The sequence below is a fragment of the Allobosea sp. GW823-FHT01F03 genome (genome assembly GCF_058798075.1).
In genome coordinates, this window is record NZ_CM179505.1 from 5,615,754 (window position 1) to 5,628,765 (window position 13,012).

A 13,012-nucleotide genomic window follows, 5' to 3' on the forward strand; every position below is an offset into this window, starting at 1 on the left:
AGAGAGCGTGCGATCATGCTCCTAGACCTTCTTCACTGTCAGGACGCCGAGAAGACCCTGCGGTCTGACGAGGACGACCAGGATCAGGATCGCGTAGCTGATCATGTCCTTGAGCGCGCTCGAGACATAGGTTCCGGCCAGCGCCTCGATCATGCCGAGCGCGATGCCGCCGACCACGGCGCCGGGCAGGCTGGAAAAGCCGCCGAGCACCGCCGCCGTGAAGCCCTTGATGCCGATCAGCCCCATCTCGGGCGAAAGGGTCAGCAGCGGCGCCACCAGGATGCCGCCGACCGTCGCCAGCACCGAGGCGAGCACCCAGATCGCCAGGAAGACCCGCGAGACCCTGATGCCGACGAGGCTGGCGCCGGTGCGGTTGTCGCAGGCCGCCATCACCGCCTTGCCGCGCAAGCTCCGCTCGAAGAACAGGAAGAGCGCCGCCAGGATCGCCAGCGAGACGCCGACGATGGCGAGGTTGGCGGGCACGATCAGCAACTCCCCCCAATGGACCGGCGCCGGCGAGAGCAGGAAGGGGAAAGGCCAGGCGCTCGGGCCCATATAGGCGCGGACGAATTCGCGCAGCACCGTTCCGAGCGCGAGGCTGGCGATGATCCGCGCCAGCAGCGAGGCGCCGCGCAGCGGCCACATGAAGCCGCCATAGATCACCGCGCCGAGCAGGACAGAAGCGATGAGGGCGACGAGAACGGCCGGCCAGAACGGCAGGCCGATCACCGTCTGCGCGATCAGGACGAGATAGGCCCCGAATGTCACCTGATCGCCATAGCCGAAATGAACGACCCCGGTGCCCTTGTGGATCAGCACGAAGCCGAGCGCGATCAGCGCGTAGACGGCACCGGCAGTGATGGAGCTGACGAGGACCTGGACCAGCATGACGGCCTCAGAGCGCCGCCACGGCTTTGATCTCGATCAGCGCGCCGGGGCGTACCAGGCCGGCGACCACGACTCCGGTCGCCGCCGGCCAGGGCGGCCCCTTGAAGAGCTCGCGCCGAAGCTGTGCCGTCTTCTTGTACTCCTCGAGCGACAGCACATAGTCCGTGGTCTCGACGATGTTCTCGAGCCCGGCGCCGAGCTGTGCCAGCGCGCGCTCGAACTTGGCGAAGATCTGGCGCGTCTGGGCGACGATGTCGTCCGGCCCCACCAGCTGTCCGGTCTCGTCCGTCGCCGTCGTGCCCGACAGGAAGACGAGATTGCCGACACGGACCGCCGGCGAGAAGGTGAACTTTTCCGGCCAGCTGGCCGGAACGATCGGGGTGTAGTGCGACATGGCCTGTTGCCTCAGCTCGCGGCGCGCAGCGCGAAGCGCTGGATCTTGCCGGTCTCGGTCTTCGGGAGCGCATCGACATATTGGACGATGCGGGGGAACTGGTGCTTGCCGACGGTGCGCTTCACCGTCTCGACGAGCTCTTCGGTCAGGCTGTCGCTGCCGACATGGCCGGGGCGGAGCACGACGACGGCCTTGACGACCTGGCCGCGCATCGCATCCGGCTGGCCGACCACCGCAGCCTCGGCGACGGCCGGATGCGTCAGCAGCGCACTCTCGACCTCGAAGGGGCCGATCCGGTAGCCGCTGCTCTTGATCATGTCGTCGGTCCGGCCTTCGAACCAGAAATAGCCGTCCTCGTCGCGGCGACCGAGATCGCCGGTGACGATCCAGCCATTGCGGACGAGCGCCGCCGAAGCCGCTGCATCGTTCCAGTAGCGCAGCCAGTAACGGCAATCGGCATCCGCTCTTTTGGCGATGAAGCCGATCGCCCCCGCCGCCGGCAGCTCGACGCCATCCTCGTCGACGATCGCCATGCGGTAGCCCGGACAAGGCAGGCCCATCGAGCCGGCCCGGACCTCCATGGCGATCGCATTGTGATTGCCGATCGGCAGCCCGTACTCGGTGGCGCCGAAATGGTCCATCGGCGTGACATTCCACAGGCGGCGAAAGCCCTGCACCACCTCGCCATTGAGTGGCTCGCCGCAGCTCGACATGGCGCGCAAGCGCAGATCGGGCGCACGCAGCGCCTGCTCGTCCAGCGTCAGCAGGCTGCGCAGCACGGTCGGTGTCGTCGCCATGTTGGTGACGCGGTAGCTTTCCAGGACCGAGAGGCAGAGCTCGGCCGTCGGGTTCTTCTGGACCGAGATGACAAGCGCGCCGCGGGCCAGAGCACCGAGATAGCAGACGAAGCCATAGCCCCAGCCCGGATCCCCGGTGGCCCAGAGGACGTCGTCCGGCCGCACATCCAGGCCGTGGATGATATAGGGCCAGGTCGCCGCGAGGAAGTTGACTGCGAGCGTGCCGCCCTTGGGCTGGCCGGTCGAACCGGAGGTGTAGATGATGGCGGCCGGATCGTCGCGGTCGCGCAGCAGCGGCTCGAACTCTGGCGTCTCCATCGCGAGCCCAGTCTCGAAATCGACGAAACCGGCCGGAAGCTCGCCTCCCGAACCCGCCGCCACGACGGCGACCCCGTCGAGCCTGGCGGGAAGCTGATGGAAATTGCCGCGATGCGTGACGAGAACCCTCGCCTCGCTGTGCGACAGCCGGTAAGCCACCGCATCCGGGCCAAAGCCGGTGAAGATCGGGACATAGATCGCCCCGAGCTTGAGCGCGCCGATCATCGCGATCAACACTTCCGGGCCGCGCGGCAAGAGCCCGGCGACCCGGTCGCCCGGCCGGACGCCGAGACGGCCCAGCAGATTGGCGAAGCGGTTGCTGGCCTGCGACAGCTCCCGATAGCTCAGCCGGGTCTCCCGGCCATCCGCGGCCACCGCGATCAGCGCCGTCCTGTCGCTATCGGCGTGACGGTCGACGATCGCCGCTCCGAGCGAGACCTTTTCGCCCGGCCTCCAGCCGAGCTGGTCCGAGACTGCGGACCAGGAGAAGGCGCGCGTGACGTCGCTGTAGGTCTCGAGGGTCATGGGGCGTCCGAAAGAGGCGCGGCCGGCGGCCGGCAGGTCAGCAAATAGGCGTGATGCCCGGAGAAGACGGTCTCGCCGCTCTGGTTGGTGAGCGTCACCGCAAGGCGCAGGATCGCCTTGTTCCCGCCCGCAGTGCGCTCGACGGCCACGACCTCGAAATGGCTGGTCAGGACATCGTCGATGAAGACGGGCGCCAGGAAGCGCCCGTCCTGTTCCAGGAAGGCAACCAGCGACTGCTCGAGTTGTCGCGAGGTCTCCGTCGCGCCGAGCGCCGCCATGCCGGTGACGAGGAGCCCGTGGGCAAGACGCCGGCCGAACCGCGTCCTTGCGGCATAGTCGGCGTCGTAGTGGATCGGATGGGCGTCGCCGGTGATCCCGGCAAAGGCCGTGAACTGCGCTTCTCCGACGGCGCGCGGTACGCCGGAGAAGCGCCCTCCGACGCGAAAATCCTCGGCGAAGAGCTGGGCCTCCGGCGCAAGCGCGGTCACGGCGCGTTGCCCCCGTCACGGGCCTTGATCACCACCGGCTCGAGCTTGCGCGAAAGATCGCTCTGGATCTCGACGACCTTGGCCGACTGGTTGCCCTCGCGGATATCCGGCCCGAACGTGGTCGGCAGCGTCAGCCCGGTCTCGAAACCCTTCAGCGATTCCAGGGCCTGGATGAACCCTTCCTGCGTCGGCTGCGCCCCGGCGCGCTTCAGCCCCTCGATGAAGACCAGCGCGCCGCCATAGCCTAGGATGTCGCCGAGGTCGGGGCGCCCCTGCCGTGCCAGATCCGGAAAGCGCTGTTCGAAGGCCTGACGGAAGCGCACCGCGGTGGGCTCACTGCCTTCCGGCAGGGCATCGAGCGTCACTATGTTGCGGGTTCCGCTCGCCGCCTCCCCGACGATCTCGGGGTATTTCCTGCTGCCGGCCGAATTCGAGCCCATGATCACCGCCTTCAGCCCGAGCTGCCTCGCCTGCCGGGTGATGATGGCCGAGGGATTCGGATAGCCGTAGACGACGAGGACATCGGGCGTTGCCTGGATGGTCCGGGCGATCTGGGCGGTGAAGTCGCTGTCGGCGAGGTTGAAGACCTCGTCGCTGACCAGCTTCACCTGGCGCCTTCCGAGGCGACCGATCAGCCCGTCGGCGCCGCGCTTGCCGTATTCGTCGGACTGGCGCAGCAGCGCGATGCGCTTGGCCTTGAGCTCATCGACGAGATAATCGGCGATCGCACTGCCCTGCTGCCGGTCGTTCATCGGCCCGGTCCGGAACACCGTGCGGATCGGCGGCTCGGTCACGGCCGGCGTCGAGAAGACCGAGATGAAGACCGGCGTCTTGCTGGCCTTGAAGGTCGGGACCAGCGCCTGGCCGACGGCGCTCGCGGCGGGGCCGAAAACCGCGAAGACCTTCTCCTGATCGACGAGGCGCTTGAAGGCGGCGATGCCCTTGGGCGGCGAGGATTCGTCGTCGAGCGAGACCCATTCGATCTGCCGGCCATTGACGCCGCCGGCGGCATTCGCCTGCTCGAAGGCCAGCGTGGCGCCGGCGAGATTGCCGCTGCCGAACACGGCGAGCGGCCCGGTCAGGCTGCCGAGCACGCCGATCCGGATCGACTTCGGAGCCACGCCCGGCGCCGCATTGGCCAACGCCGCGCCTGAGCCGAGAAGCGAGGTCGAGGCCGCGAGCAGGCCGAGCGCCTGGCGACGGTCGAAGCGTAGCGAGGTCCGTTCGATTTCACTGGTCATGATCGCCTCCCATATTTTTCCGTAAATCGGAAATAGTTTTTGATAAATGGAATTTAATGCGATAGACTGAGTCGTTGTCAAGTGGCCGCTCGTGCAGCAGCATCGGCCCCGTCGTCGGAGATCGCCCGTGAAACCCGCTACAGACACCCCGCTCGAGCGCTACATCCGGGCGCTCGAGAGCATCGCCCTGTCACAGGACGGGCTCGGCGTTTCCGGCCTCGCGGACCGCTGCGGCCTCTCGGTCGCGACGGCGCACCGCCTCTTGCAGAACTTGCAGGCGACCGGGCTGATCGTCGCCGCGGGAGGCAAGCGCAAGGACTACAAGATCGGCCCGCGGCTGCTGCGGATCCTGCATGCCGGCTCGGATTCCGCCTGGCTCGCCATCGCCGTCCAGCCGGTTCTCAACGCCCTCGCCGACCGGCTGTCGGAGACCTGCTATCTCGCCCGGCTTCTCGGCGACGAGGTGGTTTCGGTGGCGTGGGCGGCCCCGAGTTCTGGGTTGCGCGGCTATGTGGTCCCGGGCCTTGCGCTGGCGCCCCATGTCGCGGCCTCGGCCAAGGCGATCATGGCCTTCCAGGCCCCCGACATGATCGATCGCGTCCTGTCGGCACCGCTGGCCAAACTGACGCCGGAGACCAGGACCGAGCGTGCCGAGATCGAGCAGGACTACGCCGGGGTGCGCAACCGCGGCTACGCTACCTGCTGGAACGAGATGGAGCAGGGGCTCGGGGCGCTTGCGGTGCCGATCCCGCTGGCCGGCGCCGGCGTGCTCTACAGTGTCGGCACGGCCGGCTTGCTGGAGCGTATGACGAAGAAGCCGGAGCAGGACTATATCCAGGCACTGCACTCAGCTGTCGAGCCGCTCACGCGGGCGCTCAAGGAGCGGCCGCCGGAAGTGCAAACCGCGAGCGGAGGCCGATCCGCGCCCTGACGCCCGGCACAAGAGAGGACCGGCGCGTCGTTAGAAAGCGATCGATCGCTTCGTCGTTCTCTCGGCTATCGCCGCGATCGATGATTTCGAAAGCTACGTCGTGCCAATCATCGCCGATAGGCGTCAACAGCAAAAAGACATGGGGGGAACAACGCCTGCCCCACCTGGCGGATCGGCTTCGGAGAGGATTCGATTCCTCCCCGGCGTCCGGCGAGCCGGACGTGCGGACTGCGCATCCCGCGCAATGAACGACCCCGCAAATCTGCGGAGCCTCTCCAGCGCATCGGTCGATGCTGCCAAGCAACCCGCTTCCTCGACCAGACATGCGTGACACATCCAATCGCCGAGCTCTATCGGGCTTTATTCGGCTGCCTTGCTATCCTCGGGAGGCGGCGCGAAATACCGCCCCCCGCGAGCCCAGTTCGAACCATGTATCTCGATGAACATGACATCGACGGACTCGACGCGGCAGTTCAGAAGCTCTGCAGTCAGTTTCGTGACCTGCTCTACATAAGCATCCTTCTGCTCCCGGCTTCGCCCCGGCGACAATTCCACACGGACCGTTGGCATCCGCATCTCCTCTTGCATCGATGATTATTCGAGTGACCTGCACACGGATCAAACCAGAGCCAGCGCTACGGCTCGATGTTTCTCCACAGCACCAGCATCCAGATGAGCCGCCCGCCGCATCACACCCGCTTTACGCGAGCACACCGACCGGCAGCACCAATAATGGAGGCAATCTTTACTGCTTCAACCCGATCGGACGGGCGAATTCAGCCAGATGCGCATGCGGAGAGGCGGAAGGCAGCCGCTATGTCCCGTTAGGCTCGGGACTCAATCACACCAGAAGGTGATTGCAGCTGCGATGAAGACGCCTGCCATGAAGTTGGTGGCGAGCTTGTCGTAGCGGGTCGCGATGCGGCGCCAGTCTTTCAGCCTGCACCAGAGGCGTTCGACGAGGTTGCGGTTGCGATAGGCGTTACGGTCGTAAGGGATCGGGGCCTTGCGGCTGCGCGTAGCGGGGATGACAACCTCGGCACCCTGCTGCTGGATCGCGGCACGGATGGCATTGGTGTCATAGCCGCGGTCGGCGATCAGCTTGTCGAAGCGACCGCGCGCCGCTTCGATCAGAGCTGGTGCCATCGTCATGTCGGACGTGTTGCCCGGCGAAATCAACAGGATGCGCGGCCGTCCGGCGAGATCGGTCAGTCCGTGGATCTTGCTGGTACGTCCGCCGCGCGAGGTGCCGATGCCTTGTACGAAGGCCCCCCTTTTGCGCCGGCCGCCGAGCGGTGGACCTTGATGCTGGTGGAATCGATCGCGACCGCACCCCACGCGCCGCTGTGGCCGGTCAACGCCTCGAACACCGCAAACCAGACGCCCTGTCGGCTCCAGCGGTGAAAGCGATTGTAGATGGTCGTGTAGGGGCCATACTCCGGCGGGCAATCGCGCCAGCGCGCCCCGATCCGCAGCATATGCACGATCCCCGAGATTACCCGGCGATCATCCACACGCCGGGCTCCACAGCGACCGCGCGGCAGAAACGGCTCGATCCGCTCCCACTCCGCATCGCTTAACCAAGTCAGCGACTTGCCCATCCATGCCTCCACAACAGCAGAGACTTTGAATCAGCCGAGCAAACCAACCGCAACCCGATTGAGTTCAGAGCCTAGCCCATCGCGAACCAGACCTCTCCGTCACGACCGACGCGGCTCTCAGATTCCAGTTTGATCAAATGGGCACAGGCATTCCGTTCGGCCGCGCGCCGGAGCTTCGAATCTCGCTTCGAATAGAGCCGATCGACCAGTTCCCAGCTCGATAGCGCCTCTTTTTCGAGGGCTTTCCGGATCTCTTCTTCACGACCAAGACGATGGTCCAGAAGCGATTGCACATAGGGCATCGGGTCGAACAGTGCCGGGCCATGGCCCGGCAGAAACAACGTCTCGTCGCGAGCCAGGATCGCACGCAGACTCTCGCAGTATTCGATCATGCTGCCCCCCGGCGGCGATCCACGCCGCTCAGCCGTCACTGCCTCGCGATCTTCGCATGGCATCGTCCTCCTGTGCGCCACCGGTGAGGTGCGGGATTCAGTGGCGCCGACGGCTCAGGCACATCCAAGCTCAACAGGTTGCAACTTGAAGATTCCTACCCGAGCATTGGGAGAGTGGCCGCATTCAGGCTGATCTGGCCAGGATTTTATCTGAATAATAACAGCAATCAACGGTCAATACCCGTCGAAAGCGGCTTTCGTCGAGACTTACGTGGCCTACCTGATCGATCTTCAAGCAGAAATTCGTCCCCATTTCACCAATGAGAAGTGGTATTACTTGCTCCTTTGGATGGATACGCCTAAGGAAACCAGCCGGATATTGCTTGGCCCTGCGGCTGATGCACGACTCAGGGCGAACTTCTGGACCATGCTCGACTTGTCGACCGGCCATCTCCGCAAGGGTGACTGCGATTTGCTCAAGGGCGCGGACTCGGTGCCGACGGCGAACGGGACCGCGATCCCGAACAGTCCCTTTACGTGACGCCCTGTGTCGGTGGCTGGGTCATCAGCACGGGTGGTTGCATCGAACCCGCTCCGGAAGCTGCGCTCTCATCTGAAGACAAGGCGCTCCTGGACGAGGAACACAGCACGGTCATCGGGGACATGAGGGCCGAGGGCTTTTCGGACGAATTCGTCGCGCTATTCATGTATGCCTGTGAGAACCGTGTCGCCGACGACGCGCTGCGGCTCGTGCTGGCGCTTCACCGCCGAGGCGATGATCTCGTCGAAGGCGGCCTTCATGCCATAGAGCTTGAGCTCGCCCATGGTGGCGAGAATCTCGGAGCGTTCCATCACACGGCTCTCCTGAGGCTGTCGTAGCGGGCACAATCGGCGGCGGGCTCATGGCGCAGGCGCAAGGCATCAGGCGTCATGATCGTGATCGCTGCCGCCGGCTCGCGGCGCCGGGCCAGGATGTTGATGATCACGTCGGCGGAGTGGACGCCTTGCCGCAGAGCGTCCGCGCAGGCGGCTTCGACGGCGGACAATCCGTCACTGAGCACCGCCGTGAGGATCTCGACCATCTGCCTGTCGCCGTCTTGAACGGCCGCGAGCTTGCGCCGGACCCGGTCGATCGCACCGGGCAAGACCCAGTCCTTGAAGGGCGCTCCGTTCCGCAGGGCGCCCGGCTTGCGAGCCAGTGCCGGGACATAGTGCCATGGGTCGTAGATGGTCTGGTCGCGGCCATAGCAGCGGGGATGCTCGCCGACGATACGCCCGCCCTGGCGCGGCTCGATCCGATCGGCATAGGCGCGGATCTCGACGGGGCGCCCGACCGCACGCGCGATGACCGAGTACTTGTTGTTGTCGAAGCGCACGAGACAGGTCTTCGACACCGAGGCTGGCAGTGAGTGGAAGCCGTCGAACCGCCCCGCGTAAGGCACCAGGCTCGGGCGCTCGGCTTCGAACATCTCCCAGATCGTGCGGTCACGTTGCTCCGGATGGCGGTGGGCCTTGGCGTAGCGAAGCACCTGATCCAGCAGCCAGGCGTTCAACTCGTCGTAGTTCTTGACCCGCAGGCGCGGGGCGAAGAAGCGCTCGCGCACGAGCCCGGCCTGGTTCTCGACCTGCCCCTTCTCCCAGCCCGAGGCCGGCGTGCAGGCGACGGGATCGACCAGGTAATGGCTGCACATCTGCTGGAAGCGGCGATTATAGGCCCGCTCCTTGCCGACGAAAATCGTCTCTACCGCCGTCTTCATGTTGTCTTAGATGCCTCGCGTGCAAGCGCCCTTGAAGAAGGCGAAGGCCCGGTCATGGGCGTCGAAGACCATCTCCTGGCTCTCGCGCGGATAGGCCCGCACGAACAGCATGCGCGAGTGACAAAGCCGGACATGCGCCACCTTCACCTGGGTCGTCGCGCCATTGATGACGACGATCTCGTGGCTCCAGCCGAACTGATAGGCTTCGCCGGGCGCGAAGCTCAAAGGCACATAGGCGTCGGCCGTGACGGCGGATTGCTCGCGGCGCCAGCCTCGCGCATAGCGGCGAACGGCATCGTATTTGCCCTCGTAGCCGAGATCCCGCAGGTCTTCGAAGAGCCGGATCAGCGTCAGGCGCTCGCGCGCCGGCCTGCCGTCGTTCGCCATCAGCAACCGATCCAGCTCAGGGCGCCAGGTCCCGATCTTCGGCTGCGGCTGAACCTTCCGCGCATACTCGAACGACGTCGCGCCCGAGCGCAGCACCTTCCGAACCGTGTTCCGAGAGACGTGCAGCTCGCGGGCGATCTCCTTGATCGTCTTCGCCCGGATCGAGAACTCGCGCCGGATCCGCGCAATCGTATCCACGCCCTTCATCCCCCGCCAGCCCAGCCGAAACCAGGACGGGCAGTCTCACCGAAACCGGCTCAAGGGGGTCAAAGTTGGACGCCGATCCCCCGCCTCACGGGGTCAAACTTGCACGCCGAAACACATCGATTGGCCCTCACGGGGATATCGACACCGCCCGCAAACTTCGGCTTCACAGCGTTGTAAATCGCTGTCGCTTGCGCCTCGATTGCTCTCGCACGCGCGCATTCCGATACCCCCCAGGCAGGCTCCAAAACGCGCGATCAACGCCGAACCGAGACGCGCCACGCCGCGCCGCCACACATTGCTTGACAAGGCGAGGTTTGAACAAATATGCATTTAAAAATAAAAATGTTCATGGGAGGAGCTACGATGAATCTGAATCGCCGACAGTTTGCGAGCGGCCTGCTGGGCGCGTCGCTCATGCCTTCCTTGTCCGCACAGGCGCAGGGCAAGAAGCTGACGGCCTATATGGGGCCCCCTGAGCCGACCTGTGCCGCGCTGGTGAAGGATTTCGAGCAGAAATCGGGGGTCGCGACGACCTTTCTGCGCCTCTCCGCCGGCGAGGCGGTGAACCGGATCCGGGCCGAGCGCGCCCGCCCGCAGGCCAGCGTGCTCTACGGCATCGGCCTGCCCTCGATGATGACCCTGAAGAGCGAAGGGCTGCTGCAGCCCTACAAGCCCAAGGGCATCGAGAACATCCCGGCCAAATATGTCGATCCCGAGGGTTACTGGACCGGCATCGACGTCGACTTCATCGGCATCGCCTCGAACAAGACCTTCCTCAAGGAGAAGGGCCTGAAGGCGCCGACGAGCTGGGAGGACCTGACCAAGCCGGAATTCGCCGGCCAGATCTGCATCGGCAGCCCCGCCACCTCCGGAACCGGCTATGTTTTCCTCGCCACCATCCTGCAGGTGATGGGCGAGGAGAAGGGCTGGGACTGGCTCAAGCGCTTCAACGCCAATGTCTCGCAATACACCCGCTCCGGCATCGGTCCGACGCAGCTCGTCGGGCGCGGCGAAGTCGGCGTCGGCATCCTCTTCGCCCATGACATCCTCGGCAGCATGCACAAGGGCTTCCCGCTCGAAATGACGCTGCCTTCCGAGGGCACGGGCTACGACCTGTTCTGCGCCGTCATGCTCAAGGACGCACCGGAGCCGGAAGCCGCCAAGGCCTTCCTCGACTGGGCGGTGACCCCGGCCTCGCAGGAGACGCTCGCCGCATCGGACTATTTCGACGTGCCGACCAACAAGAACGCCAAGGTCCACGACCTCGTGAAGCCGTTCGCGAACGCGAAGCTGATCGATTTCGACTTCGCCTGGGCCGGTGCTTCCGCCACCCGCCAGAAGATCATCACGCGCTTCCAGAACGAAATTCTGGCCGGAAGAAAGTGAGTCTATGAGCTCCGTTGCGCCCGCGGGCCTGACGGAGGGCAAGCAGGGCCGGGACTGGACCATCTATCTGGTCTATCCCGGCGTTGCCGCCTTCGTCCTGATCTTCACCGCCTATCCGATGCTCGACCTGCTCGCCCGCGCGTTCTCGGTCGATGGTCGGCTCTCGTTCGCGGCGCTGGCCGGCACGGTCGCCGACCCCTACAACCGCGCCGTCTTCTGGAACACATTGCTGCTCGGCGCCACCGTCGCGGTGCTCGGCACCGTGCTCGCGACGCTCTATGCCTATGCGATCGCCCGCGTCGCCATCCCCGGCAAGCGGTTCTGGCACTTCTTCGCCCTGCTGCCGACGATCTCGCCGCCGATCCTGATGGCGCTCGGTCTGATCATGCTCTATGGCCGCCGCGGCCTGATCACGCATGAGCTGCTCGGCCTGCAGAGCACCGGTCTCTACGGCTTCACCGGCCTCGTGGTCGCACAGCTGATCTCCTATTTCCCCTTCGCCTATCTCCTGATGCTGAACCTGTTCCGCGGGCTCGACGCCTCGCTGGAGGAGGCGGCCTCGACCATGGGCGCCAATGGCTGGAACGTGCTGCGCACGATCAGCCTGCCGCTGCTCGTGCCGGGCCTCGCCGGCTCGATGCTGCTGATGTTCAGCTATTCCTTCGCCGATCTCGGCAATCCGCTGCTGCTCGGCGGCGACTTCCCGGTGCTCTCTTCGCAGATCTACCAGACGATCATCGGCATGTACGACATCCCGAAGGGCGCGGCCCTGGCGGTGCTGCTGCTGATCCCGGCGCTCTTGATGTTCTTCGCCCACAAGGCGCTGAGCGCCCGCATGTCCTTCGCCTCGGTCGGCGCCAAGGGTTCGAGCCGGCATCGCGAGGTGCGCCATCGCGGCGTGCAGATCGCGGCGCTGAGCTTCGTCGGCGCGATCACCCTGGTGATCTGCCTGCAATATGCGACGATCCTGGCCGGTGCCTCGACGCAGCTCTTCGGCATCAATTACGGCTTCACCACCAAGCATTTCGTCGCGGCCCTGACCAAGTCGCGCGGCGCGCTGCTCGACACGCTGATCCTCGGCGTCGTCGCCTCCTTCCTCTCGGTGATGCTCGGCGTGCTGATCGCCTGGGTCGTGGCCCGCACAAGGGTGCGCGGCGGCTCGCTGCTCGATTTCACCGCCAACCTGCCGCTCGCCATTCCCGGCACGGTGATCGGCCTCGCCTTCGGCCTCGCCTTCAACAGCCCGCCGCTGCTGCTGACCGGCACGGCTGCGATCATCGTCGCCGCCTTCGTCGTCCGCTCGCTGCCCTACGGCATCCGCTCGGGCGTCGCGGCACTCAACCAGATCAACCGGACGCTCGACGAAGCCTCGACCACCATGGGGGCGACCTCCGGGCAGACGCTCTGGCGCGTGCTGCTGCCGATCATCCAGCCCGCCCTGCTCGCCGGCATGATCTTCTCGTTCACGCGCAGCGTCACGACGCTCAGCGCCGTCATCTTCGTGGTCTCGCCGCACTGGTCCCTCGTCACCCCGACCATCCTTTCGCAGATGGACCGCGGCGATGTCGGCGAGGCGGCGGCCCTCAGCGTCATCGTCGTGGTGATGGTTCTGGCCGTCATCCATGGCGTGCCGCGGCTGCTCGGCGGCGACTGGCGCGAGACCCGCTAGAGCATGTTCGAGCGAAGTGGTCACCGGTTCG

12 protein-coding genes and 2 pseudogenes are annotated in these 13,012 nt (G+C 65.6%); 4 read left to right on the forward strand and 10 right to left on the reverse strand.

The window, feature by feature from the left end:
- Positions 1-21 precede the first annotated feature (21 nt).
- The 5 genes from AC3RCC_RS26825 to AC3RCC_RS26845 are packed head-to-tail and all read right to left on the reverse strand — an operon-like array spanning position 22 to position 4,651.
- Positions 22-888, reverse strand: a complete 867-nt coding sequence (locus tag AC3RCC_RS26825; RefSeq protein ID WP_291638447.1) for a branched-chain amino acid ABC transporter permease — start codon at positions 886-888, stop codon at positions 22-24.
- Between the two features lie 7 nt (positions 889-895).
- The gene (locus tag AC3RCC_RS26830; protein WP_291638448.1) at positions 896-1,282 is read right to left on the reverse strand and encodes a Rid family hydrolase; all 387 of its coding nucleotides are present in this window, start codon (positions 1,280-1,282) and stop codon (positions 896-898) included.
- Positions 1,283-1,293: 11 nt separating this feature from the next.
- Entirely contained in the window at positions 1,294-2,922 is a 1,629-nt protein-coding gene (locus AC3RCC_RS26835; RefSeq protein ID WP_492257174.1) for an acetate--CoA ligase, read from the reverse strand.
- Positions 2,919-3,410 (reverse strand): MaoC family dehydratase, encoded by a 492-nt coding sequence (locus tag AC3RCC_RS26840; RefSeq protein ID WP_492257175.1) that lies wholly within the window; start codon positions 3,408-3,410, stop codon positions 2,919-2,921. The genes AC3RCC_RS26835 and AC3RCC_RS26840 overlap by 4 nt, the downstream gene beginning before the upstream one ends.
- Entirely contained in the window at positions 3,407-4,651 is a 1,245-nt protein-coding gene (locus tag AC3RCC_RS26845) for an ABC transporter substrate-binding protein (RefSeq protein ID WP_492257176.1), read from the reverse strand. Before AC3RCC_RS26845 ends, AC3RCC_RS26840 begins: the two co-directional genes overlap by 4 nt.
- Before the next feature lie 127 nt (positions 4,652-4,778).
- On the opposite strand from AC3RCC_RS26845, the gene AC3RCC_RS26850 reads away from it, so the two are divergent.
- Complete coding sequence (locus AC3RCC_RS26850; protein ID WP_492257177.1) at positions 4,779-5,582, forward strand: IclR family transcriptional regulator; 804 nt, start codon at positions 4,779-4,781, stop codon at positions 5,580-5,582.
- 360 nt (positions 5,583-5,942) lie between these two features.
- Here AC3RCC_RS26850 and AC3RCC_RS26855 read toward each other — a convergent pair whose 3' ends face one another.
- The 3 genes from AC3RCC_RS26855 to AC3RCC_RS26865 all read right to left on the reverse strand — a co-directional run bounded on the left by AC3RCC_RS26855 (position 5,943) and on the right by AC3RCC_RS26865 (position 7,575).
- Positions 5,943-6,170, reverse strand: a complete 228-nt coding sequence (locus tag AC3RCC_RS26855) for a 4-oxalocrotonate tautomerase (RefSeq protein WP_492257178.1) — start codon at positions 6,168-6,170, stop codon at positions 5,943-5,945.
- A 249-nt stretch (positions 6,171-6,419) separates the two neighbouring features.
- A protein-coding gene (locus AC3RCC_RS26860; RefSeq protein WP_492256049.1) for an IS5 family transposase occupies positions 6,420-7,183 on the reverse strand; the annotation gives its coding sequence in 2 pieces (ribosomal slippage) (positions 6,420-6,847 and positions 6,847-7,183; 765 coding nt in all).
- A 71-nt stretch (positions 7,184-7,254) separates the two neighbouring features.
- Positions 7,255-7,575, reverse strand: coding sequence for a hypothetical protein (locus AC3RCC_RS26865; protein WP_492257179.1), 321 nt, complete (start codon positions 7,573-7,575; stop codon positions 7,255-7,257).
- A gap of 271 nt (positions 7,576-7,846) precedes the next feature.
- Here AC3RCC_RS26865 and AC3RCC_RS26870 point away from each other — a divergent pair, with 271 nt between their 5' ends.
- Positions 7,847-8,116 carry a hypothetical protein gene (locus AC3RCC_RS26870; protein WP_492257180.1) on the forward strand — a complete coding sequence of 90 codons (270 nt, stop codon included), beginning with the start codon at positions 7,847-7,849 and terminating at the stop codon, positions 8,114-8,116.
- Positions 8,117-8,277: 161 nt separating this feature from the next.
- On the opposite strand, the pseudogene AC3RCC_RS26875 reads toward AC3RCC_RS26870, so the two are convergent.
- Positions 8,278-8,427 (reverse strand): annotated as a pseudogene (locus AC3RCC_RS26875) (IS21-like element helper ATPase IstB); the annotation flags it as partial.
- A pseudogene (gene istA, locus AC3RCC_RS26880) lies at positions 8,427-9,926 on the reverse strand (IS21 family transposase). The pseudogenes AC3RCC_RS26875 and istA, both read right to left, overlap by 1 nt.
- 414 nt (positions 9,927-10,340) lie before the next feature.
- On the opposite strand from istA, the gene AC3RCC_RS26885 reads away from it, so the two are divergent.
- Positions 10,341-11,312, forward strand: a complete 972-nt coding sequence (locus AC3RCC_RS26885; protein WP_492257181.1) for an ABC transporter substrate-binding protein — start codon at positions 10,341-10,343, stop codon at positions 11,310-11,312.
- 4 nt (positions 11,313-11,316) lie between these two features.
- Complete coding sequence (locus tag AC3RCC_RS26890; protein ID WP_492257182.1) at positions 11,317-12,981, forward strand: ABC transporter permease; 1,665 nt, start codon at positions 11,317-11,319, stop codon at positions 12,979-12,981.
- Positions 12,982-13,012 lie beyond the last annotated feature (31 nt).

Excerpts from the sequence above, each read along its gene's own strand:
- AC3RCC_RS26825 (WP_291638447.1), bottom strand. The coding sequence starts at position 888 with ATGCTGGTCCAGGTCCTCGTCAGCTCCATCACTGCCGGTGCCGTCTAC.
- AC3RCC_RS26830 (WP_291638448.1), bottom strand. The coding sequence starts at position 1,282 with ATGTCGCACTACACCCCGATCGTTCCGGCCAGCTGGCCGGAAAAGTTC.
- AC3RCC_RS26835 (WP_492257174.1), bottom strand. The coding sequence starts at position 2,922 with ATGACCCTCGAGACCTACAGCGACGTCACGCGCGCCTTCTCCTGGTCC.
- AC3RCC_RS26845 (WP_492257176.1), bottom strand. The coding sequence starts at position 4,651 with ATGACCAGTGAAATCGAACGGACCTCGCTACGCTTCGACCGTCGCCAG.
- AC3RCC_RS26855 (WP_492257178.1), bottom strand. The coding sequence starts at position 6,170 with ATGCAAGAGGAGATGCGGATGCCAACGGTCCGTGTGGAATTGTCGCCG.
- AC3RCC_RS26865 (WP_492257179.1), bottom strand. The coding sequence starts at position 7,575 with ATGATCGAATACTGCGAGAGTCTGCGTGCGATCCTGGCTCGCGACGAG.
- AC3RCC_RS26885 (WP_492257181.1), top strand. The coding sequence starts at position 10,341 with ATGCCTTCCTTGTCCGCACAGGCGCAGGGCAAGAAGCTGACGGCCTAT.
- AC3RCC_RS26890 (WP_492257182.1), top strand. The coding sequence starts at position 11,317 with ATGAGCTCCGTTGCGCCCGCGGGCCTGACGGAGGGCAAGCAGGGCCGG.